This window comes from Pseudomonas sp. JV449 (assembly GCF_032424295.1).
Lineage (GTDB): Bacteria > Pseudomonadota > Gammaproteobacteria > Pseudomonadales > Pseudomonadaceae > Aquipseudomonas > Aquipseudomonas marginalis.
On sequence record NZ_VYKD01000021.1, the window covers coordinates 19,584 to 41,372 of the forward strand.

Genomic DNA, 21,789 nt, shown 5'->3' on the forward strand with positions numbered 1-21,789 from the left:
AAAGGAATAAGGCCATGACACCGACTATCGACTTGCTCGCCAACCACCGCAGCGAGCGCAGCTTCCAATCCACGCCCGTCAGCGACGAACACCTCGATGCCATCTTGCGTGCCGGTCACCTGGCGCCGACGTCCTTCAATGCCCAGCATATTTCCGTGGTGGTCGTGCGCGACGCAGGCACCCGCCAACGCATTGCGGCAATAGCTGGCGGCCAGCCCTGGATCGCGTCGGCACCGGTGTTTATCACCCTGGTGGTGGACTTTCACAAGACCGCCGTCGGTGCCGCGCTCAATGGCCAGCAACAGCAGATCCAGCGGCACTTGGAAGGGCTGATCGCCGCCAGCACCGACGGCGGCATTATCCTCAGCACCCTGATGATCGCCGCACGCTCATTGGGGTTGGGCGTGGTGCCGGTGGGTGGCATTCGTGCCAACGCTGAAGCGATGATCGAGCTGCTCGGGCTGCCCGAGCAGACCTTCGCCCTGTGCGGACTGGCCCTGGGTCATGTGCACGAGCCGGCGGCACAGAAACCGCGCATGGGCATCGAAGCCTTCCGTCACGACGAGCGCTACAACCGTGCCGCGCTGGCACCGGCGATCAGTGCCTATGACCAGCACCTGATGCGCCATTGGCAGATCATTGGCCGTGCGGACGGCCAATCCTGGTCAAGCACCGTGGGCCGCACGTATGCACGCAACTACCGGCCCGATCTCAAGGCTCAGTTGCTGGCCAATGGCTTGTCCGCTGATTGAGCCTGCTGCGCACCGCCACTGCCCCAGCCCAGCGCCTTGTATAGCGCGATGGCGTTGAGGTAGGACGCCGTCTCGGCATCGGCCACGTCCTTCTTGATCAGGAAAAACGCGCGCTGGTTTTCGAGCACCGCCATGTAGGTGCCCGAACCGCTGCGGTAGCGTTTGCTGGCGATGTCGATCGCCTGCTCGGCATGGGTGGCGGAAGCCAGCAACGCGCCCAGGCGGGTCTGGTCCTGCGCCAGGCGCATCAGTGCATTTTCCACATCTTCCTGGGCCTTGAGCAGCGACTGTTGATAGCGCGCCAGGGCACCTTCGGCCTGGGCCTGGGAACCGCGCAGGCGCGCGCGCACGTTGCCCAGGCGAAACGCCGGCCAGTCCACCGACGGCGCCAGCTCATACGCACGGGATGCGCTGCCCAGGTCGCCGCCGCGCAGGGCGAAGAAGCCAATGAAACCGCCCAGGTTCAGGCGTGGGTACAAGTCCGCCGTGGCGGCGCCGACGTCTTCGGTGCTGGCGGCCAGCAGGCGTTCGGCGCTGACCACATCCGGACGATTGCGGATCAACTGGTCGACATCGCCCAAGGGCAGTTGCCGGGCCAGGGGCGCGAGGAAATGCGCCTTGGCCAACGCCTGCTGTTGACGCGGGGGTTGGCCGGTCAATACGTCCAGGCGATAACCGGTTTCCTGGATCCGCGTCAGCAACGGTGGAATCGCCGCCTCACTGAGCAGCAGGTTGGCGTGGGCGTTTTGCTGATCCTCGAATTGGCCGCTGCCGGCGCGCACCTGAGCGCTGGTCAGCGTGAGCGTTTCGCGCCAGGCACTGACCTGGGCCTGGGCCACCTCCAGGCTGCGGCTCAAGCCCTGCTGCTCGTAGTAATAACGCGCCACGTCGGCAGCGATGCTCAACTGCATCAGCGCCAGGTCCGCCTGCGCCGCCTGCGAGCGTGCCAGGGCCGAGGCCGTCAAGCGTTGCAAACGCCCGAACACGTCGATCTCCCACTGCACATCAAAGCCGGCGCGATAGGTCTGCGACAGCATCCGCTCGGGAGGCCCACCGTCGAACGGCAACTGCTGCTCCAGACTGCGGCCATAGGCGGTACGGGCGGTGACGCCGGGATACTGGTCGAGCCGGCGGTCATCAAACACCGCACGGGAGGCCAACAGGTTGGCCTGGGCCTGGCGAATGTCATGGTTATGCGCCAGCGCCGTGTCGATCAGGCGATCGAGCTCGGCGTCGTCAAAAAACGACCACCACTGGGCCTGCACCGGCGCCTGTTGGGCGAACAAGGCCTTTTGTGCAGTGACCAGGCTGATCGGCGGGGTTATGGGCTTTTCGTAATGCGGCCCGACCATGCAGCCGTTGAGCAGAATCAGCGCCAGCACGGTGGTGACAGTTTTGCCGGGCTTCATGGTTCACTCCTCAGGGTTTGCGCCAGGGACTGGGCCCGCGGGGTCGCGGCCGCCACTGAATGCTTGCGGGCCAGCAGGGTGTAGACCGTCGGCAGCACGAACAGGGTGAAGCAGGTACCGATCAGCATGCCCGATACAATTACCACCCCCAGGCCATAGCGGCTGTTGGCCCCGGCCCCCGAGGCGAACAGCAGCGGCACCAGGCCGACCACCATGGCCGCCGTCGTCATCAGGATCGGCCGCAAGCGAATCTGCGCGGCCTTGCGTATCGCCTCGGAACGGTCGAGGTGTTCCTGGGCCTGCAGGGCGTTGGCGAACTCGACCATCAGGATGCCGTGCTTGCTGATCAGCCCGATCAGGGTCACCAGGCCGATCTGGGTGTAGATATTGATCGTGGCGTAGCCCAGCGCCAGGGGAATCAGCGCGCCGCTGATGGACAGCGGCACGGTGATCAGGATGATCAGCGGGTCCATCAGGCTTTCGTACTGCGCCGCGAGTACCAGGTAGATCACGATCACCGCCGCCAGGAACGCCAGCAGCAGCGCATTGCCTTCCTGGGTGTACTGCCGCGCATCGGATTGCCAGTCGTAGCTGAACCCCACGGGCAACTCGGCGGTGACGCCTTCCAGGAACGCCACGGCGTCGCCCAGGGTGACCCCGGCAGCCGGCACCCCCTGGAAGGTCGCGGCGTTCTGCTGGTTGAACTGGGTCAGCTTGTTGGGTTCGACGTGCTCGGACACCTGGATCACCGTCGACAGCGGAATCAGTGTGCCGTCTTCCGTGCGCACATACTGGCGGGTCAGGGCTTCGGGCGTCAGTCGCTCACTGCCCGGGCTCTGGGCAATCACATCATAGGAGCGGCCCTCCAGGCCAAAGCGGTTGAGGTAGTTTTCCCCCACCAGCACCGCCAGCGATTCGCCGATGTCCTGCATGCGGATCCCCAGGCTGTTGGCCTTGGCCCGGTCCACTCGCACCTGTACCACCGGGTTGTTGTAGTCCAGGTCACTGTCGACCACGGCGAACAACCCACTGTCGCGGGCCTTCTGCTTGATCTGCTCCATGGTTTCGTACAGCACGCGGTAATCCTGGGAGCTGCGCAGCACCAGTTGCACCGGCAGGCCACCGGTGGAGCCCGGCAAGGCAGGCAGTTGGAAGGCAAAGATGCTGGTGCCTTCCACGTCGTTGGTGGCCGCTTGCAGGTCGACCTGGATCTGCGCGGCGGTGCGCTCGCGCTCGCCCCACAACGTCAGGTTGATGCCGCCAATGCTCGAGGCGATGCCGTCGCTGCCATTGATGATCCAGGTGCTGACGGTTTCCGGCAGGCGCCCGTAGACCTCATTCAGCTTGGCGGAAAAGCGCTCGACGTACTCCAAATTGGCATGTTGCGGCGCCTTGATGGCGGTGAGCAGCCCGGCCTGGTCCTCGGTGGGCGCCAGCTCCCGCTGCGGCAACTGGTACAACCACGGCAGGCTGATCATCACCAGCAAGGCAAACAGCCCGCTGAGCCAGCGATGCCGCAGCGACAGGTCCAGCACCTTGGCATAACGCAGTGCCAGGCCGTCAAAGACGCGGTTGGCCAGGTGTGCCATGCGCCCTTCCGATTGCTTGGACTGCAGCAGGAACGAGCTCATGACCGGCGACAACGTCAGCGCCACCACGCCGGACACGATCACCGCACCGGCCAGGGTCAAGGCAAACTCACGAAACAACGCGCCCGTGAGGCCGCCCATCATGCCGATAGGCGCATACACCGCCGCCAGGGTAATGGTCATGGCGATCACCGGGCCCGCCACTTCCCGCGCCCCGACCAGGGCGGCCGCCACCGGGGTCTTGCCTTCCTCGATATGCCGGTGCACGTTCTCCACCACCACAATCGCATCGTCCACCACCAGACCCACAGCCAGCACCATCGCCAACAGCGTCAACAGGTTGAGGCTGAAACCGAACGCCAGCATCAGCGCCGCGGCCCCCAGCATCGACAAGGGGATGGTCACCACCGGAATCAGTACCGTGCGCAACGACCCCAGGCACAGGTAGATGACGATCACCACGATCAGCAAGGCCTCGAGCAGGGTCTTCATCACCTCGTCGATGGAGGTCTGGATAAAGCGCGCGGTTTCAAACGCCAGCTCGGCCTTGACGTCCGGCGGCAGGGTCTTGCGCACGTCCGGCAGGAGTTTCTTGATACCGTCGACAATCACCAGCGGGTTGCCGCCGGGCGTCGGGAACAACCCCAGGTGCACGGCCGAAACGCCGTCCATGGTGGCACTGGTTTCGCTGGACGCCGCGCCCAGCTCCACGGTGCCGACATCCTTCAGGCGCACCAGGCCGTTGCCATCGTTGCGCAGCACCAAATCGCGAAATTCATTGACGTTGGTCAGGTCGGTATTGACCCGCAGGTTGGCGACCACGAACAGGCCTTTGACCTTGCCCGGCGCTGCCTGGTAGTTGTTGCGGCGCACCGCGTCGGCCACATCGGCGGCGGTCAGGCCGCGCGCGGCCAGCCGTGCGGGGTCGATCCACAGGCGCATCGCCAGGGTTTGCCCGCCGAACACCTGGACCTTGGCCACGCCCTCGATGGTGCTCATCACCGGCTCCACCACCCGTGCCAGGTAATCGGTCAAGGCCGGGGTCGACAGGGTCGGGCTGGAGAACCCGATATAGGCCACCGCCGTCGACTCGCCGGACGAGCGCTCGATCACCGGGTCATAGGCCTGCTCCGGCAGCCGGAAACGCACCTGGTTGACCTTGGCCATGACTTCCGTGAGCGCCTGGGTCGAGTCACGGTTGAGCTCCATGCGCACCATGACCACGCTGCGCCCCTGCACCGACGAACTCGACAGGTAATCCACGCCTTCCACCGATGACACCGCCTGGGCAATCGGTTGCGTGATGAAGCCCTGCATCAGGTCTGACGAAGCGCCGGGGTATTCGGTGGTCACGGTGATGGTGGAGCTTTCCAGCATCGGGTACTGGCGGATCGGCAGCTGCAACAAGGACATGATCCCCAGCAGCAGGATCAGAATACTGACGACAAGCGCGAGCACCGGCCGCCGAACGAAAATATCGGTGAAAGTCATGAGCGTTCTCTGGGCGAAGAATCAGATGCCCGTCACAGGCGGTTTGGACGCAGGCAGGGCCAGGGTGTCATCGGTCGCCTGCACCGCCATGCCGTCACTGAGCTTGAGTTGCCCGGAGGTCACCACCTGGTCACCCTCGTGCAAGCCTTCCTGGATCTGGACCCAACCGTCCTGGCGCTGGCCGATTTTCACCGCCACCCGCTTGACCACCAGCGTGGCGCCCTGGTCCGGGCGGGCAAGGAAAACGGTATCGCCATAGGCGGTGTAGGCCACCGCCGTTTCCGGCACGGTGAGCACATCGGCCACCTCGGTATCGGCCACTTTGACGCTGGCGTACATGCCCGGCTTGAGGGGGGCGTCCGGGCTCTCCAGCGTGGCCTGCACCTGCACCGTGCGTGAGCGGCCGATCATCGGGTCGACGGCACTGATCCGCGCCTTGAACACCCGGTCAGGGTAGGCGTCGATCAGCACGCCCACGGTTTGCCCGACGACCAGGCGGCGACTGAGCTGCTCATCCAGGGAAAAATTGACATAGAGCACCTGGGTGTTGACCAGGCTGACGATGCGGTCGCCGACATTGAGGTACTGCCCTTCGTTGACCTGGCGAATGCCGAGCACTCCGGCGAAGGGCGCGCGGATGGTCTTCTGGGCAATCAGTGCCTGGACTTTTTTCAACTCGCCCAGGGCCATGTCATGGGCGGCCCGGGCGTTGTCGAGCTGTTCCTGGGTCGCAGCGTTTTCCCTGACCAGCCCGGTCACGCGCTTGCGGATGATCTCGGCATTGCGCACCTGGGCCTGCAGCCGCAACTGCTCGGCCTGTTCCGGGGCATCGTTAAGCTTGACCAGCACTTCGCCAGCCTTGACCTGGCGGCCCGACTCAAAGTTGATCAACGTGACCCGCCCGCCGACCTCGGCGGAAACCTGCACCTGGGAGGCCGCTTCCAGCTCACCGACGCCGGCGAAATACACATTGGCCGGGCGCACTTGCACCGCCCCCAGGGCCACCTTGGTCAACGCGCTGGCGGGGGCATCGGCGGATTGGGCCTGGGACGGCGCGCGCGACATCATCACCACTGCGATGACCGCCACCGGAATCAACACCAGGCTGGTTATCTTCTTCTTGTTCATGGACGTCCTTATCACGATGAGTGCATTACACGCGGTTCACAGCCAGCTGTGGTTGAACAGGAAGAAGGCCAGTACCGCCCAGATCGTCAGCACCAGGTGCGTCAGTTGCAACCCCTCCTGGCGAATCCAGTAGCCGAACCACAAGCCCCCCAGCAGCATCGCGAAGACAAACGCCGAAAACGCACTCAGGGCCAGGTTGAGCCAGGGCCGTGCCGACAGCAGGCCGTCGCCGAGGATCAACTGATAGCTGCCGGTCCAGGCCGCGAGCGCGGCGACCACTTGCAGGGCCAGCACCACCAGCAGGGCCAGTTGGTGCAGACGGGGTGAACGCACGGCCCGCACCAGCAAGGGAATGTCGATGGCAGGACTCTGGCGCAACGGCTCCATGGCCATGGTCGCGCCTACCGCGCCTACCGAGCTGCGAAACGCTTGCCAGTTGTTAAGCACCGCAATGCTCAGCCACAGGCTCAGGCCGACGGCCTGTACGCCCAGGAACACCGACAACGAGTGACCCAGTAACCCTGCCTCCACAGTCATTCAAACCTCCGTATTTGCCGAAAGGGAAATCCAGCCTCAGGTATATACACAAGACATTGCTTGGATAATACGTCGCAGGCGTTTAAATACAAGATTTATCTTTGTGCGGGAGGGGCTTCAGGAAGGTTGGAAACGCTGTCTGACAGGCGCCCGCCGGGGCGTTCGGCGCAGTCACGCCGAAGCCCGGAAGCGGTTGTGAGGGGGGGGGTTACTTGCGAGGGATTATCACGCCGTCCTGGCGGCGATGGCTTCGATTTCCACCAGTGCACCGGGCAATGGCAACGCCACGACCTGCAACGCGGTGCGTGCCGGCTTGTTCGGCTGCTCGGGGGTGCCGAAGAACTGCGTATACCCACGCTGCAACCCAGCGAAATCCAGCTTGCCGCCCGTTTCCTCGGCGCCGACCAGGAATACCCGTAACTGCACGATATCGCCCAGGTCCAGGTCTTGCTGGCGCAGGATCTGGCGCAGCTTGTTGAACACCGAAACTGTCTGCACTTCGGTGTTGCCAAACACCCCGGGAACCGTTGGATCAACCAGATCCGGCAAGGTGCCGCTGACGAAGACCAGGCTGGCGGAGGCCGGCACGGTGACGGTCTGCGAGATCGGAAAATCGCCGACGCTGGTGCGTTGAATGCTGTCGCTCATGGGTGTGTTCCTTAGGAGGCGGCCACTGCCGCAAGGTGTGTTTGTCGGGTCACGCGTTCAGCCAGTTGCGCGACCACATGCCGCGCCGAGTTGGCCGCCGATTCCTGCCAGATGCCCACGCCGCTTTGCACCAGGCCGTCGCCGGCGAAGTACACGCGGCCGTGGCCTTCTTCGAGCAAGGCGCTGGCATCGGCCGGGAAGTGTTCGCGTTGCAGCCACGGGCCTTCGCTGAAGGGGATCTGTTCCCAGGACACCGCCAGCGGGTGACGCAGGTGCCTGGAGTAGCCCGGATGCAGCAGTTCCACCGCTTCCTTGGAAGTGGCGTACTGCTGGTCGAACGGTCGCGCGCCAAACGCATCGGCGCCCTCCCCGGTCACGTAACCGGCCACCAGCAGGCCCTCGCGGGTGTTGAGGTCGTTGCTCGGGTACCAGAGCAGGCGCGCCGGGTGTTCGATCCACGACAGGCCGCCGTAGGTGCGGTAGTCGGTTTCCCAGAAGCGTGGGGACTGCCACGCCACTTTGGTGGCCTGGTCGCTGCGGGTGCTGAGCAAGGCGGCCTTGATCGGGTCGCTGAAGTCGGTGTCGAGCTTGGCCAGCAGCGGCAGCGGCAAGGTCGAGACCAGATAGTCGGCGCGTACCACCTGCTCGCGACCGCTGCGTTGGTCGTGGTAGGTCACGGCTACGCCGTTTTCCAACTGACGGATCTGGCGGACCTGGGCACCCAGTTGCACGTGATCGCTGACGCGCCGGTAGAAGGCGTCGGTGATGCGGTCCATGCCACCCACCGGCTGGAACATGGTCGCCGAGAATTCCGGGAATTCGGTGTGCAGCAAGGCGCCCCACAGTTCGGGGTGCAGCAGTTGGTCCAGCGCCAACGGGCTGCGGCTGGCGGGCAAGGCGCCGGGATGTGCCGGGGACTCCAGGTGCCCTGAACGGATCGTGCCCTCAAAGGCCAGCTCCTGGGACAGGTCGCCATACACGTGCAAAAACGCCAGCAAGCGCGTGCGTTCCTCGGCGCTCAGCACATCGTCGAGGGCATCACGCTGCACCGCTTTGGCCAGCAACCCGGACAAATGCCCGCGCGCATCGTTGATCGCCTGGCCGACGGTGAAAGCCGGCTGGTTCACATCCGGCCGCACCTGGGCGCCATGGCTGCTGTTGACCAGCACTTCCAGCGGCACCCCCAGCTCACTGCAATAGTCGAGGATCGTGCGGTGCTGGCTGGGAATCCGTGCAGGCCCGGCGTTGAAGTAATGCCCCGGCTCGAACGCGGCGGTCTGCGTACGGCCATCCTTATAGTCCACGCGGTCGCCATGACGGATTGTCCAGGTGCGGCCGCCGACTCGCTCACGGGCTTCCAGCACCTGCACGCTGAACCCGGCGCGGGTCAGTTCCAGGGCGGTGACCAGCCCGGCAATCCCGGCACCCAGCACCAGCACGCGGGTGCCCTGCCCCAGACCGTCCTTGAGTTTCAACGGTTGCGGTCGGCGGTGCGATGACGGCCCGAGGCCGAGTACCGCGAGTGCATCCTTGACGGCTTTTTCGCCGCCTACCGCAGCGATGCTCGACAACGCTTCACGTCGTGTCAGTCCCATGTCGATTGCTCCTTAATCCGGCAGGCCCGGTGGGTTGATCAGCGACTTGTCGACGCGCTCCACATCCAGGCCCCAGCGTTGCAGCACCTGCTCGTACTGGCCGCCGGCAATCGCGCCTTCCAGGGCGGTGTGGATCGGCTTGACGAGGCCGTTGTCCTTGCGGGTGGTCACGGCAATGTCCGCCTGCAATGGCCAGCCACCGTTCACCGTGCCGACGCGCTTGATGCCGCCGGTGATTGCCGCCGAATAGGCATACACCGAGTTGGGCCCGAACAGCGCATCGCTGCGCCCCGACTGCACCGCCAGCTGCGCGGCGGCCTGGTCGTCGAAGTACTGCAACAGCGCGGGCTTGAGACCGGCCTTTTCGTTGGCCTCGTTCCAGGCCAGCAGGACTTTTTCCTGGTTGGTGCCGGAGCCGACGATGATCTTCAGCCCGGCAATATCGGCTGCCTGCTTGATCTCGCTGATCTTGCTGGTGGTCTTGACGTAGAAGCCGAGCACATCCTGGCGATAGGTGGCGAAGTCAAAGCGCTTCTTGCGCGCCTCGGTCACGGTGACGTTGCTGATCACCGCGTCGTACTTGCCCGAGCTGACGCCCAGGGGCCAATCCTCCCAACTGGTAGGCACCACGTTCAATTCCAGGCCCAGACTGTCAGCAACCAACTGCGCGGTATCGGCCTCGCTGCCGATGGTGGTCTTGTCGTCATTGGCCAGCATCGCCAGGGGAGGCGCTGCGCCTTTTACGGTTACTGCCACGGTGAACGTGCCCGGCTGGGCGAACTTGAAGCCCGGCGGGATCTGCGCAATGGCCGCTTCGTTACGCGGCACATGGATGCGCGGACGGTCGGGGCTGAGGTCGACCTGTTGCACGGCGAATGCGCTTTGCGCAGCACTGACGGCCAGCGCCAGCAGGGCCACGCGGGTGGTGTTGATGAACATGGGCAGTCACTCCTTGAACTAAAGCACCTTGCCGAGAAAGGCTTTGGCGCGGGGATGTCGGGGTTGGCGGAAAATCTGTTCGGGCGGGCCCTCTTCGATCAACTCGCCGTCGCAGAGAAACACCACGTGGTCGGCCACTTCGCGGGCAAAACCGATTTCGTGGGTGACGATCACCAGGGTCACGCCCAGCTGGGTCAGGCCCTTGATCACGTCGAGTACTTCGCCCACCAGTTCCGGGTCGAGGGCCGAGGTGGGTTCATCGAACAGCAGCACCTTGGGGTCCAGCGCCAGTGCGCGGGCAATCGCCACGCGCTGTTGCTGGCCGCCGGAAAGCTGGCGTGGGTAGGCATCGACCTTGTCCGCCAGGCCAACCTTGGCCAACAGTGCGGTGGCCTTGGCCTGGGCGTCGGCCTTGCTCCAGCGCTTGTGCGCCAGCGGCGCCTCGGCGACGTTTTCCCAGGCGGTGAGGTGCGGGAACAGGTTGAAGTTCTGGAACACAAAACCGACGTCGATACGGCGCTTGAGAATCTCGCGTTCCTTGAGCTCGTAAAGCAGGTCGCCCTTGCGTCGATAGCCGACGTATTCACCGTCGATGGTGATGTGCCCGCTGTCGATCTTTTCCAGGTGGTTGATGGTGCGCAGCAAGGTGGACTTGCCCGAGCCGGACGGCCCGAGAATCACCGTGACCTTGCCCGGATCGATGGTCAGGTCGATGTCTTTCAACACCTGTTGATTGCCAAAGCGCTTGCCCACGCCCTGGATCTGGATACGGCCGGCGCGGGCTTCACTCATGGGTGTTCTCCTTCAGCCAGCGGCGCACGCGTTGCAATGGCGTGGGCGGCAGCACCCTGGCCGTACCCCGGGCGAAATGACGCTCGACGTAGTACTGGGCGCTGGTGAGCACGGTGGTGATGATCAGGTACCAGACGGTGGCGACGATCAGCAGCGGGATCACCGCCTGGGTGCGGTTGTAGATGACCTGCACGGTGTAGAACAGCTCCGGCAAGGCCAACACGTAGACGATGGAGGTGCCCTTGACCAGGCCAATGATTTCATTGAACCCCGACGGCAGGATCGAGCGCAGCGCCTGGGGCAGGATGATCCGGAAGATGCGCCGCGAGGCCGGCAAGCCCAGGGCTGCCGCCGCTTCATGCTGGCCGGCATCCACACCGATCAGGCCGCCGCGAATGATCTCCGCCGCGTACGCCGCCTGCATCAGGCTCAGGCCCAGTACGGCCACGGTGAATTGGCTGAGCACGTCCACCGTCGACCACTCGGCGAACACCAGGTCGGTAAACGGCACACCGAGGACAATGTGGTCGTACAGGTAGGCGAAGTTGTAGAGGATGATCAGCACCAGCAGCGCCGGCATCGAGCGGAAAAACCAGATGTAGCCCCAGGCCAGGGCCGCCAGCAGCGGCGAGCCCGACAGCCGCGCCAACGCCAGCGCAGTGCCGAGGATGGTGCTGAACACCGTGCTCAGCAGCGTCAGCAACAGGGTCTGGCCGAGGCCACGCAGCACCGACGGCGAGAAGAACCACTGGCCGAACACGCCCCACTCCCAGCGCGGGTTGGTGGCCAGGGAATGCCCGATGGCGAGCAGCACCAGCGCGGCAAAGATCGACCCGGCCCAGCGCCAGGGGTGCCGCGCGGGCACCACCTGCAGGGCTTTGATCGGTGTGGACACTCGCGCCTGGCGCAGCGCGCCGGGCGAGTCAATCAGGTCATAGGATTTGGCAACGATGGGCATGGTGTATTCCTCGGCCTAGAAGGCATAGGTCAAGCGGGTGTAGTAGTACCCGCCGGTAAAACCGTAGGGCGAATAGGTGCCGTAGCTGCTGACCATGGTGCTGCTCGGTACACCTTGTTTTTTCGGGTAGACGTCGAACAGGTTCTTGGCGCCGATGGCCACGTTGAGGTCTTTGGTGAGGGTGTAGCCAAGGTCGAGGTCGGTGATCCACTTGGCGCTGTAGACCCGGTCGAGGCTGCGGTCGGCAGAGACGTTGACCTCTTTGTAAGAGCCGTAGCGGGTCAGGGCCAGGTTGAGGTTGAAGCGCTCGATGCTCCAGTCGCCACCGAGGATCAGCTTGGTGCTGGGCTGCACGCCGGTGATCAGGTTGCGTGCCTCGCGGTCCATCAGGTCATAGGCCGTGCCCAGGATCGTGGTGGATTCCTTGTAGTTGAGGATTCTGGTCTGGTTCCAGTTGAACGCGGCGGTCCATTTCAGCGCGCCATAGGGGCCGAGGTCCTGGCTGTAGTTGCTGACCAGGTCCAGGCCTTTGGTGCGGGTGTCGGCGCCGTTGATGAAGTACTGGCCGCCGGAGGTGGAGGTGATGCCATTGCCTTGCAGCACCTGGGTGATTTCCGGGCCGAGCAAGGTGCCCGTGAGGGTGATGCGATCGCGCAGGTTGATCACGTAGGCGTCGGCGGTAAAGCTCAGGCGATCGGTGGGGGTGAGGGTGAAACCCAGGCTGAAGTTGGTGGAACGCTCGGGTTTCAGTTCCTGCGCCCCCAAGGCCTGGGCAGCGGCCGAACCTACCGGCAGCACGCCGTAGTTGATCGACTGGTACACGCCGTCGACCACGCCATAGGTGGTGGACCGCGCACTGAACAGGCTGTTGGCCAGGGACGGCGCACGGAAGCCATTGCTCACGGTGGCGCGCACGGCGAATTGCGGGGTGAAGTCGTAGCGGGTGGTCAGCTTGCCGCTGCGGGTAGCGCCCACGCCCTGGTTGTAATGCTCGTAGCGAAACGCGGTGCCCACGTACCAGTCCGGCACCGGGTTGAAGCCCACGTCGACGTAACTGGCGAGGCTGTTGCGCGAGGCGCTGCTTTCTTCATCCGGCGAGATGCCGTTGGTGACCTGGGCCCCGGACGACGCACAGTTACCCGGTGCCACGCAGTAGCCGCCGTTGGCGTAGGACTCATAGTCACCGGCCTGCACCTCGTAGGTGTCGCGGCGATGTTCGAAACCGTAGCTCAGGTCCAGCGGCTTTTGCAGGCCGATATCGAAGCCGCGCTTGAAATCGAGGTTGGTGGTCAGCTCGGTGGAAATCCAGGTGCCGGAGGTGAAGCTGTTCGGCGTGGCCTCGCCCAGGGAGGGGTTCTGGTTATGGGTGGTGCCCTGCTCCGCCGCGTTGCGTCCGTAGGTGGTGGACAGGTCCCAGTCCCACTCGCCGACGGTGCCTTTACCGCCGAATGCGGCCTGGAAGTCGTCCTCGTCGATATACCAGGTCGGCGTGTAGCCGCCGGGGTAACCGTTAGGCCCGGTGGTAATGGTGTTGGTGATGGTCGGCAGGCGGAAGTTCTGGCCCTGCTCGGCCTTGCGCCGCGAATAGGTGGTGAAGGAATACAGGCTGAAACTGTCGTCGATCGGCAATTCGGCGTTGTAGCCCAGGGTCAGCAGGTTGGTCTTCGGTGTGCCGTAGCCGCCGTAGGTGGAGCGGCCGGCCTGCTCAAAGGCCTGGGCGTAGGTGTAGCCGTTGGCGCTGGCCTTGTTGTCGTCGTTCTGACTGCGCGCGTCCAGGGCCAACTGCACGATGCCGCCGTTGCCGATCTCGAAGCCCTTGTTGAGGCTTTGCTGCACGGTCTGTTTCTTGCCGTCGTAACCCTGGCCGACATGGGTCACCGAGGTGCCGCTGGTGTCGGCCTTGAGGATCACGTTGATGACCCCGGCGATGGCATCGGAGCCGTACTGGGCGGCGGCCCCGTCGCGCAGGACTTCGACGTGGTCGATGGCGCTGATGGGGATCAAATCCAGGTCTGCCGGCGCGGCGCCGGTGTTGATGCCGTTGATGTTCAGGGTGGCCGCGGTGTGGCGGCGCTTGCCATTGACCAGCACCAGCACCTCGGCGGCACTCATGCCGCGCAGGTTCGGCGCACGGGCGATGCCGCTGGCGTCCCAACCGGTTTTTTCCGGCAGGGTCAGCGACGGGATCACCGCGCTCAACGCCTCCATCAAACCGGGCTTGCCGGTGCTTTGCAGTTGCTTGGCGCTGACCACATCGATCGGCACCGGGCTGCTGGTGACCGTGCGTTGTTCGGCGCCACGGTTACCCGTGACCACCACGGTGGACAGGGTGCTGTCGTCCTGGGCCTGGGCGGTGTTGGCCAGGATCGCCAGCGCCAGGATGGCGGTCGGTTGTAAGACTTGCTTCATAGCCACTCCAGACATTCCAAATCGCGAAGTCGGGCAGTCACGCGGGCGGGCGCGGTGCTCGATTTTTTTCAGTGGGGTTGCGGCGATTGGGGACTAGGTGTGGCGCTGGGTTTGAATTGGCAACATACGTTGAACTCCCTTCCAACGATTCTGCTGCGGGGATGATCACCCGGTTATGGCGCGCAGAATCTTGATTACGCTGGGTACCATCCGAGGTCAGGGGTAGGCTGTTGCGATCAAACATAACGGAATGGGTTTTGAAAATATAATGCTGTTTTGATATAAGCTAATATTCTCTAATTTTATTATTTTTTAGTTTTTTTATTCATATAAATAATGTCTTTTGAGATTGGCCTTTAGCTCAGGCCGAGGTCTACCTGATATCGGGATATCAAACTGTGGGAGGGGGCTCGCGTACATCGCCTCCTGTAGGAGCGAGCTTGCTCGCGAAAAACGTCAACGATACCGCGTGCCTCCTGAATGAACGTGGCGCCTGTGAGTTTTTCGCGAGCAAGCTCGCTCCTACAAAAAGCCTTAGCTGACTGGCATTAGGGCTTGCCCCCTCCCACAGTTTTTCCCGGTGTACGTTCAGTTAGCCGGCTTCAACAACTGCATCTGCTGGCGATAGTCATCCGTCACCTGCCGCGCCTGGCTGCTGCTGGTAATCACCCTCGGGGTAATCAGTACAATCAATTCCGTGCGGTCCTTGGACTTGCTGGTATTGCCAAACAACCAGCGCAACCCCGGAATCTTCCCAAGGTAAGGCACCGCACTGACACTCTCCGCGTTGTCCTGCTTGATCAACCCGCCCAGTAGCACTGTCTGCCCACTCTGCACCGCGACCTGGGTGGATACCGAGCGCGTGGAGATACGTGGGTTGGCCTGGGTGTCGTTGCTGGACGCCTGCGGGTCCTGGGCATCGCTGACCTGCTGCTGAATGTCCATGTACACCAAGCCACCCGGATTGATGCGTGGCACGACGTCGAGGATCACCCCGGTCTGCACGTATTCAACACTGCTCAAGGTGGTGTCGGAGGTGCCGGTGTTGACCGTGGTCTGGCTGATCGGGATGTTGTCGCCCACCTGGATCTGCGCCGGTTGGTTGTTCATCACCACCAGCGACGGCGCCGACAGCACCTGGGTGCGACCGTTGGTTTCGAGGGCGTGCAGGGCCACTTGCAGGTTGGAGCTGACGAAGGAGTAGAACAACGAATCCGTCGCGCCCAACCCTGCCCCGCCGCCGCCCAACGCGCCTTGGCTGCCGGCGGTGTTACCCACGGTGGTGCTGGTGGAATTGCCTGCCAGGCGGCCGAGGTACCACTGCACGCCCAGGTCCAGTTCGCCGGTGAGCTTGACCTCGAGGATGCGCGTTTCGATCTGCACTTGCAGCGGTGGGTTGTCGAGGCGTTTGATCGCCGATTCGATCTCTTTCCACTGCACCGGGCGGGTGCGGACCAGCAGTTGGTTACTGCTTTTTTGCGCGGTGATGCGGGTGCCGGCGTCGAGGCTTTTGGCCGGGGCGTCTTCGCTCGCGCCCTGCTCGGCGGTGTCCTGCTCGGCGTCGGGCTCCTGCTCCTCATCCTCTGCGGCGGGTGGGTTGCCATTGAGGTTGTTGCTCAGGCCACCGGGCGTGCTGCCGGAGGTGCTGTTGGTGCCCGGCGAGGACAAGGTCGCGGTGCGCAAACCGGGGGCGACCTTGGCCGGGGTGTCGTCCTTGATCGCACCCGTGCCGTAGATCTGGCGCAGGTACTTGGCGAGGTCGGTGGCCTTCATGTTGCGCACGTCGTAGACGTACATCTGCGGCTCGTTGCCGCCGCCTTCGTCGATGGTGTGGATCCAGTCGCCGACTTCACTGAGGTACTGCGGCTGCGACGAGATCGCCACCACCGAGTTGGTCCGCTCGATGGGCAAGAAGCGCACCATGCCCGCCAGGGGCATGCCGCTGTCGGGGCCGAACATTTTTTGCAGTTCGGGCATCAGCTCGGCCACCGACGCCCGTTGCAGGCCGAACACGCCCACCGACATGCCCTTGAGCCAGTCCACGTCGAAGGTGTCGATGGTGTCCTGATAATTGGCCAGTTCTTCGGGGGTGCCGGCCAGGCTCAACACATTGCGCGCGGGGTCCACCAGCAGGAACGCATTCTCGCGGGCGAACGGCTTGAGCAATTTCTGCATCTCGGTGGCCGAGATATAACGCAACGGAAACAGGCGTGCCGACAAACCGCTGGAGGGCTGCGACACGCGCATCTCCGGCACCAGCTTGCCCGCCACCGCCTGGTTGGCCGGCAGGATCACATAGCGGTTGCCCTGTTTGATCATGGCGTTGTCGGTCCACGACAACAGGGTCTCCAGAATCGACAAGGCCTGCTGTTTGTTCACCGGCTTGGACGTGGAAAAGCTGACATTGCCCTTCACGCCCTGGGCGATGCTGTAGTTCTCGTGCAGCAGGTCGCCCATCACGCTGTTGATCACCGCTTCGATCGGCTGGTCGGCGAAGTTGAACACGATGTCGCCGCTGCCCTCCTCCTTGGCGGCCGAGACCGCTGCCGGTTGGCGCACGAACTGCTGGTTGCCGCGTATCAACTGGCGCTGGGGCGGTGTCTTCGCCTGGGGTTGGCCGCTGTCGACCGGCGCCTGTTCGCTGGCCGGGTCCACGGGTGGGCGTTGCGAACCGGTGCCCTGCATCGCCTCATGCAGCAGGGCCTCGTCCGGGTCGAGATGCTCGGGGAAGGTGCCGCAGCCACCGAGGGAAACGGCGGTGGCCAGGCACAACACGGTGGTGCGCAAGGCGCCAGGGAAGGTATCGATCAAGGGGTGGACTCGTGAGGAAGGGTAATCGGGGGTGTGGTGGACGGCGGCGGCAAACGCAGGGCCCGCAGGCTCAGGGTTTGCGTGCGGCCGTCGAGTACAAAGCGGGCATCGCGGGGCGTCAGCTGTTCCAGGCGCCAGCCATTGGGCAGGGTCTGGCCCTGCTGGACTTTGAGCGGCGGGCCATCGGCACGCTTGAGCAGCGCCACGCGCAGGTCGCCGTCGAGGACGATACCGGTCAGCACCAGGCTCGACAGGCTGGAAACGGCGGCCTGGCCCACCGCACGGTCGGGGCTGCGGTCGGGGCTGAACAGCGGCGCTTGCCAGGTGCCGGCCAGGCTTTCGAGGGTCGCGCTCGGCGCCACCAGCACCTTGGCGGCGGTAGTGGCGCGCGCATCGGGGTCCGGTGCCGGCAGCCACTGCGGCGCATCGCCGATGCTGCTGAGGATGCCGACCATCAGCAGGCCCAACAGCCCGGCCACGCCGAGCAACAGCCATTCCAGGGGACGCAGTGCATGGATCATCGTTGCACCTGCCGGGCGGCGGCCGGTTGCAGGTAACCGCGCACCAACAGGTGCACCACCAGTTGCCCGGCGCCGCCACTGGCCGGTGCGTTCGGTGGGCGGCGAATGCTCATCTCATCGACAAACAGAAACGGCCGCTGGTACTCCAGCTCATGCAGGATCGCGGTCAAGGGTTCGATGGCGCAGTTGAGGGTCAGGCTGACCTTGACCTGGCGATAGGGCTCGGCGTCGTCCTGCTCCGGGGTGATGGGCATGCGCTGGGTCAGGCTGCAACCGCCACCAAGGCCGGCGCGGCTGTTGATCAGGTCGGCGATGCGTTGCATCAGGTCCGCCGCCACCGCACTCGGGTCGTCGCCGGGCAACAGGCTGGTGCTGCTGGCCGGGTCCTGCCGCGCCTGTTCCAACTGTTGGCGCAGGCTGTCGCCCTGGCGCAACACGCCGGCGTAGCGTTGCTGCTGTTCACGCAGTTGCTCGGCCTGCTCGCCCATGCTGCGCAAGGGGCCGGCGAACCAGCTGTCGATCAACAGCCAGTAACCGGCGCCGAGCACCAGGGCCAGGGCGATCAGGGCCGCGCCACGGCGTTCACGGGGTGTCAGTGGTCGGCGCATCAGCGGCCTCCTGGTGCAGGTGGGCGCGCAAGGAAAATTGATCCTTGCCGGTTTGCGCATCGGGTTGGATCACCCCTTCGAACTGGGCGTTTTCCAGGCTGTGGCAGCCCTTGATCCGGGTGATCAGGGCACTGGCCTTGGCGCTCTGCCCGGAGAAGGACACGTCGGCGCCGTCGTTGACTTCCAACTGGTCGAGCCAGGTGTCCGAGGGCAGGCACGCGGTCAGCTCGTTGAGCAGCGCCGCCAACGGCGGTTGGGCGGCCTTGCGGCGAATCAGGTACTGGGCGGCGCCACGGGTATTGAGCAATTGCTGGCGCAGGGCCTGGATCTCGGCGACCTGGGCTTTCTGCTCGCGCACACTGTGTTGCATGGCATCGAGCACGCGCTGGCGGTCGTTGAGCCACAGCAGCATCGCCGCAATCAGCAAGGCCCCGCACAACCACGGCAGGCTGCGTTGCAGGCCCTTGCCCTGGGGGCGCTGACGGGGACGCAACGGCGCCGGCAGCAAGTCGATGCCCATGGGTTTGCCTGCGCTCTCGGCGACATCCACGGCATGGGGCTGCAAGCCGAGGGCCGCGCAGTCATTGAGGATCTGGTCGAGGCGCTCACGCAGGATCGCCACCAGCGTGACGTGCAGGTGCGTGGGGGTGCGGCGCTCCTGGCGCGCGACAAAGTACAACTGGGCGGCGTCGAACGGCGTGAAGCGGTCCAGTTCATAGCCGACCACCGTCGTCAGGTTACGCGCCGCCGCCGGGGGCAATTGCAGGGTTTGCACCAACACCGTTTCAGGCGGCAGCAGCAGCACCTGACGCGCTTCGCCAGGCAGCTTTTCGACCGGCGCGGTCAGCGGCCAGGCGTAGACATGCTCGGGGATCTCGGCAAACGACAACCATGCCGGCAGGCAGCCACGCAGCTCCTTGAGCCACAGGCGCCAGCCCAGTTGCAGCAGGCTGCCGCGCCAGCGCTGGGTGATGGGCTGCGCCAGCGCCTGAAGCCGTGCGGTTAACTGTTCGTTCATTCTTGCCAACGTAAGACTCGATAAGGTTGTGCGCTGCCTTGCGCGGGGCTCAATAACACGGTGGCCTGCACCTGGGCGTGGTAACCGCCGGGGCGTTGGGCGCGGCTGCTGACCACCAGCACGTCGCCGGGATCGGCCCCCACCGCGTTCTGGTGCGGCAGGTTCAGTGCGCGGCGCATCAAGGCACTGGCGAATGCCGGATCGGGCCGGTCCAGGCCGCTCCACAGGCTGATCTCGGGCACCAGTTCGCTGTACAACGCCTGAGTCATGCCCGGCAGTTGGCGCACCTCTTCCACCACCCGAAACGGCGCCAGGCCCTGGTTGCGCCGCACTTCCAGGGCCCTGGCGAGTTGGTTGGCCTGGGCCTGGGTCGCACCGCAGGCCAGGGCCAGGCGGGCAAAATCACCCACCTCGGCACTGTTCAAATACAACTTGCCGCGCTCGCTGTGCAGGCTGACGCGCAGCTGCGCATCGTCGAACACCAGCGGGATTTCACGCCCGTCGGCAATCCACTGCTTGCGCTGCAACGGGTCCGCCACGGCCTGCATCGCCAGCGCCACCCCGGCCTCGGCCGCCAGCACCGCCTGGGTATGCTGGCGGTGCCAGGCGGCCTGGCGTGTTTCCAGTTGCACCCAGCCGGCCAAACCGCCGAGCAACAGGCTGAGCAAGGCCAGCACCCACAGCACCAGCAGCAGGGCCACACCGCGTTGATGCCGGATCATTCGGGCGCCCCGCCGGACAGGTTCAGGCGCAAGGCAACCACCTGGGTCACCCAAGGCACCGGCCCGTTCACCCGTGCGTCAATCCGTACTGCATAAGGCAGGCGTTTGGTCCACGGCCACTCACTGATCCAGCCAGTGGCCTGGCCCTTGGGCGACACGCCGCGATAGCTGAATTGCAGGTCCTCGATACCCTTCAACAACACCTGCGGCTCACTGCGCGCCGCCGGAACACTCACCTGTGCCTCAGACTCAAACCGCGCGAACGCCACCTGCAAGTCGCGCTGCGATTCAGGGCCCACCAACTGCAAGGTGAAGCGCTGGATACCGCCGCCGAGCACACCCGGCAAGGTCGCGACAAACTGCATACGCTGGGGCCCACCGGCGAAAAAGCCATCGGTCTGGCTGTCGTCCTCGGTCACATCCAGCGGCAACGCCTCGCTGATGGCGGTGCGCAAAAACTGCTGCGCGGCACGCATTTCATCCAGGCTGACCGTGTAGCGCTGGGCCTTGAGCACGGCACGATTGGCGCCCAGCAATGCACCGCCGACCAGGGTGAGCAACACCCCAAGCAGGCTCAGTACGATCATGATCTCAAGCAAGGTAAAGCCCTGCTGACGCGCCTTCACAAGCCGGCCCCGACGCCGGCAGCACGCAGTTTCAAGGTGCTGAAACTGGCCTGGCGCGGGCCTTCGCTGACGGTGAGGTCCAGGCGAAACAGATGGGCCTGGCCGACGCGGCTGGGTTGCTGGGCTATGCGCAGTTGCCAGGCGACGCCGTCCAACTCGCCCTGGCGTGTGCCGCTGGCCAACGGCCCGGTGCCTTCCTGATCCATCACGCTCATGGCGGCATGGGTCAAGCGGTCGCTGTGGGCCACCTGCAACAACGAGCGCGCGCTCTGGCCGAAGGCAACCAGCAGCACCGTGCTACAGATCGCCATCAGCGTCAGCGCGGCGAGCATTTCCAGCAGGGTGAAACCCGCCTGGCGCTTCATGGCAGGGCCTTGGATTCGACGCTGCCGGTCAGCCAGCCGATGTCGATGCGCCAACGCCGACTGCCGTTGGCCAGCAACACGTGGCCGCCGGTGGAGCTGCCATCGGGGTAGAAATCCACCGCCGCGCCGGCTTGCTCGGCAGTGTGCAGGGTCACTTGCAGCCCGGCCGGCCAATACTTTTTCGGACGGCCCGGCGCCTGCACGCTGAGGTTGCGCAAATCGAACACGGTGCTTTCGGTGGTGCCACTGACAATCGCCCGCGCCCGCGTGCTGCGCAATGCCTCGACCACCTGCCCGACGGCCTGGCGCTCTTTGGCGGCGCGCAGGCCTTGTTGCAGGCCAAACCCTACCAACCCGGCCGCGATGCTGATCAAGACGATCACCACCAGCATCTCCAGCAGGGTAAAGCCGCGTTGGGCGTTGGCCATGGTCGTGGGTTATTCCCAGTTGCCCAGGTCGGCGCTGTAGCCTTCGCCGCCGGGCTGGCCGTCCTGACCGTAGAAAATCAGGTCGAACGCACCGTGCTCACCGGGGAAGCGATAGCCGAAGGCATGGCCGAACGGGTCCTTGAGGTCCGACGGCTTGGCATACGGGCCGGCCCAACCGGCGCTGTTGCCCGGCTTGTCGACCAGTTGCTGCAGGCTCTTGGGCGGCGAGCCGACGTCCAGGCCGTAGCTTTCGATCTTCATGCTCAGGCTGGCCAACTGGGCCTTGCCCGCGCCGTATTTGCCCTTGTCCACATTGCCGCCGACCTGGCGTACCACGATGGTCGCGACAATGCCCAGCAGCACGATCACGGCGAGCATTTCCAGCAAGGTAAAACCGCCCTGGCGGCGGGCGGGCTTGAATCGGGTATGGCGCATCAGCGTGT

General features: G+C 64.6%; 20 protein-coding genes. 1 reads left to right on the plus strand and 19 read right to left on the minus strand.

Annotated elements, in window-relative coordinates; all coding sequences use genetic code 11:
* The first annotated feature begins 14 nt into the window (after positions 1-14).
* The gene (locus F6S08_RS20580) at positions 15-752 is read left to right on the plus strand and encodes a nitroreductase family protein (protein ID WP_065927305.1); all 738 of its coding nucleotides are present in this window, start codon (positions 15-17) and stop codon (positions 750-752) included.
* Here the strand turns inward: F6S08_RS20580 and F6S08_RS20585 are convergent.
* The 19 genes from F6S08_RS20585 to gspG all read right to left on the minus strand — a co-directional run bounded on the left by F6S08_RS20585 (position 719) and on the right by gspG (position 21,781).
* Entirely contained in the window at positions 719-2,161 is a 1,443-nt protein-coding gene (locus F6S08_RS20585) for an efflux transporter outer membrane subunit (protein ID WP_065948044.1), read from the minus strand. The genes F6S08_RS20580 and F6S08_RS20585 overlap by 34 nt on opposite strands.
* Positions 2,158-5,241, minus strand: coding sequence for a MexW/MexI family multidrug efflux RND transporter permease subunit (locus F6S08_RS20590; RefSeq protein WP_315872271.1), 3,084 nt, complete (start codon positions 5,239-5,241; stop codon positions 2,158-2,160). The genes F6S08_RS20585 and F6S08_RS20590 overlap by 4 nt, the downstream gene beginning before the upstream one ends.
* A 21-nt stretch (positions 5,242-5,262) precedes the next feature.
* Positions 5,263-6,369 carry an efflux RND transporter periplasmic adaptor subunit gene (locus F6S08_RS20595; protein ID WP_065948042.1) on the minus strand — a complete coding sequence of 369 codons (1,107 nt, stop codon included), beginning with the start codon at positions 6,367-6,369 and terminating at the stop codon, positions 5,263-5,265.
* Between the two features lie 36 nt (positions 6,370-6,405).
* A complete protein-coding gene (locus tag F6S08_RS20600; protein WP_065927301.1) occupies positions 6,406-6,906 on the minus strand; it encodes a DUF2165 family protein in 501 nt (166 codons plus the stop codon).
* 225 nt (positions 6,907-7,131) lie between these two features.
* Positions 7,132-7,554, minus strand: a complete 423-nt coding sequence (locus tag F6S08_RS20605; RefSeq protein ID WP_074847283.1) for a RidA family protein — start codon at positions 7,552-7,554, stop codon at positions 7,132-7,134.
* An 11-nt stretch (positions 7,555-7,565) separates the two neighbouring features.
* Positions 7,566-9,149, minus strand: coding sequence for a flavin monoamine oxidase family protein (locus tag F6S08_RS20610; protein WP_065948041.1), 1,584 nt, complete (start codon positions 9,147-9,149; stop codon positions 7,566-7,568).
* Between the two features lie 12 nt (positions 9,150-9,161).
* Positions 9,162-10,088 (minus strand): ABC transporter substrate-binding protein, encoded by a 927-nt coding sequence (locus F6S08_RS20615; protein WP_065927299.1) that lies wholly within the window; start codon positions 10,086-10,088, stop codon positions 9,162-9,164.
* A gap of 18 nt (positions 10,089-10,106) precedes the next feature.
* A complete protein-coding gene (locus F6S08_RS20620; protein ID WP_090406292.1) occupies positions 10,107-10,880 on the minus strand; it encodes an amino acid ABC transporter ATP-binding protein in 774 nt (257 codons plus the stop codon).
* Positions 10,873-11,838 carry an amino acid ABC transporter permease gene (locus tag F6S08_RS20625; RefSeq protein WP_315872272.1) on the minus strand — a complete coding sequence of 322 codons (966 nt, stop codon included), beginning with the start codon at positions 11,836-11,838 and terminating at the stop codon, positions 10,873-10,875. Before F6S08_RS20625 ends, F6S08_RS20620 begins: the two co-directional genes overlap by 8 nt.
* A gap of 15 nt (positions 11,839-11,853) precedes the next feature.
* On the minus strand, positions 11,854-14,247 hold the full coding sequence (locus F6S08_RS20630) for a TonB-dependent receptor (RefSeq protein WP_315872273.1): 2,394 nt from the start codon (positions 14,245-14,247) through the stop codon (positions 11,854-11,856).
* A gap of 588 nt (positions 14,248-14,835) precedes the next feature.
* Entirely contained in the window at positions 14,836-17,058 is a 2,223-nt protein-coding gene (gspD, locus tag F6S08_RS20635) for a type II secretion system secretin GspD (protein ID WP_065948038.1), read from the minus strand.
* Complete coding sequence (locus tag F6S08_RS20640; protein ID WP_065927294.1) at positions 17,055-17,579, minus strand: DNA utilization family protein; 525 nt, start codon at positions 17,577-17,579, stop codon at positions 17,055-17,057. The genes gspD and F6S08_RS20640 overlap by 4 nt, the downstream gene beginning before the upstream one ends.
* Entirely contained in the window at positions 17,576-18,187 is a 612-nt protein-coding gene (gspM, locus tag F6S08_RS20645) for a type II secretion system protein GspM (RefSeq protein WP_024076406.1), read from the minus strand. The genes F6S08_RS20640 and gspM overlap by 4 nt, the downstream gene beginning before the upstream one ends.
* Entirely contained in the window at positions 18,162-19,205 is a 1,044-nt protein-coding gene (locus F6S08_RS20650; RefSeq protein ID WP_315872274.1) for a type II secretion system protein GspL, read from the minus strand. The genes gspM and F6S08_RS20650 overlap by 26 nt, the downstream gene beginning before the upstream one ends.
* On the minus strand, positions 19,202-19,927 hold the full coding sequence (locus tag F6S08_RS20655) for a general secretion pathway protein GspK (RefSeq protein ID WP_065927292.1): 726 nt from the start codon (positions 19,925-19,927) through the stop codon (positions 19,202-19,204). Before F6S08_RS20655 ends, F6S08_RS20650 begins: the two co-directional genes overlap by 4 nt.
* Complete coding sequence (locus F6S08_RS20660; protein ID WP_065927291.1) at positions 19,924-20,553, minus strand: prepilin-type N-terminal cleavage/methylation domain-containing protein; 630 nt, start codon at positions 20,551-20,553, stop codon at positions 19,924-19,926. The genes F6S08_RS20655 and F6S08_RS20660 overlap by 4 nt, the downstream gene beginning before the upstream one ends.
* Positions 20,550-20,918: a type II secretion system protein gene (locus tag F6S08_RS20665; RefSeq protein ID WP_065948035.1), complete on the minus strand. Its 369-nt coding sequence runs from the start codon at positions 20,916-20,918 to the stop codon at positions 20,550-20,552. Before F6S08_RS20665 ends, F6S08_RS20660 begins: the two co-directional genes overlap by 4 nt.
* Positions 20,915-21,346, minus strand: coding sequence for a type II secretion system protein (locus F6S08_RS20670; RefSeq protein ID WP_027607416.1), 432 nt, complete (start codon positions 21,344-21,346; stop codon positions 20,915-20,917). The genes F6S08_RS20665 and F6S08_RS20670 overlap by 4 nt, the downstream gene beginning before the upstream one ends.
* A 9-nt stretch (positions 21,347-21,355) precedes the next feature.
* Positions 21,356-21,781, minus strand: a complete 426-nt coding sequence (gene gspG / locus F6S08_RS20675; protein WP_027607415.1) for a type II secretion system major pseudopilin GspG — start codon at positions 21,779-21,781, stop codon at positions 21,356-21,358.
* Positions 21,782-21,789: the final 8 nt, after the last annotated feature.

Bases quoted from the DNA above. Each gene is read 5' to 3' on its own strand.
- F6S08_RS20595 (WP_065948042.1), bottom strand. From the start codon at position 6,369: ATGAACAAGAAGAAGATAACCAGCCTGGTGTTGATTCCGGTGGCGGTC.
- F6S08_RS20590 (WP_315872271.1), bottom strand. From the start codon at position 5,241: ATGACTTTCACCGATATTTTCGTTCGGCGGCCGGTGCTCGCGCTTGTC.
- F6S08_RS20650 (WP_315872274.1), bottom strand. From the start codon at position 19,205: ATGAACGAACAGTTAACCGCACGGCTTCAGGCGCTGGCGCAGCCCATC.
- F6S08_RS20655 (WP_065927292.1), bottom strand. From the start codon at position 19,927: ATGATCCGGCATCAACGCGGTGTGGCCCTGCTGCTGGTGCTGTGGGTG.
- gspM (WP_024076406.1), bottom strand. From the start codon at position 18,187: ATGCGCCGACCACTGACACCCCGTGAACGCCGTGGCGCGGCCCTGATC.
- F6S08_RS20610 (WP_065948041.1), bottom strand. From the start codon at position 9,149: ATGGGACTGACACGACGTGAAGCGTTGTCGAGCATCGCTGCGGTAGGC.
- gspG (WP_027607415.1), bottom strand. From the start codon at position 21,781: ATGCGCCATACCCGATTCAAGCCCGCCCGCCGCCAGGGCGGTTTTACC.
- F6S08_RS20630 (WP_315872273.1), bottom strand. From the start codon at position 14,247: ATGAAGCAAGTCTTACAACCGACCGCCATCCTGGCGCTGGCGATCCTG.
- F6S08_RS20640 (WP_065927294.1), bottom strand. From the start codon at position 17,579: ATGATCCATGCACTGCGTCCCCTGGAATGGCTGTTGCTCGGCGTGGCC.
- F6S08_RS20580 (WP_065927305.1), top strand. From the start codon at position 15: ATGACACCGACTATCGACTTGCTCGCCAACCACCGCAGCGAGCGCAGC.
- F6S08_RS20615 (WP_065927299.1), bottom strand. From the start codon at position 10,088: ATGTTCATCAACACCACCCGCGTGGCCCTGCTGGCGCTGGCCGTCAGT.
- F6S08_RS20585 (WP_065948044.1), bottom strand. From the start codon at position 2,161: ATGAAGCCCGGCAAAACTGTCACCACCGTGCTGGCGCTGATTCTGCTC.
- F6S08_RS20620 (WP_090406292.1), bottom strand. From the start codon at position 10,880: ATGAGTGAAGCCCGCGCCGGCCGTATCCAGATCCAGGGCGTGGGCAAG.
- F6S08_RS20670 (WP_027607416.1), bottom strand. From the start codon at position 21,346: ATGGCCAACGCCCAACGCGGCTTTACCCTGCTGGAGATGCTGGTGGTG.
- F6S08_RS20665 (WP_065948035.1), bottom strand. From the start codon at position 20,918: ATGAAGCGCCAGGCGGGTTTCACCCTGCTGGAAATGCTCGCCGCGCTG.
- F6S08_RS20605 (WP_074847283.1), bottom strand. From the start codon at position 7,554: ATGAGCGACAGCATTCAACGCACCAGCGTCGGCGATTTTCCGATCTCG.
- F6S08_RS20625 (WP_315872272.1), bottom strand. From the start codon at position 11,838: ATGCCCATCGTTGCCAAATCCTATGACCTGATTGACTCGCCCGGCGCG.
- F6S08_RS20600 (WP_065927301.1), bottom strand. From the start codon at position 6,906: ATGACTGTGGAGGCAGGGTTACTGGGTCACTCGTTGTCGGTGTTCCTG.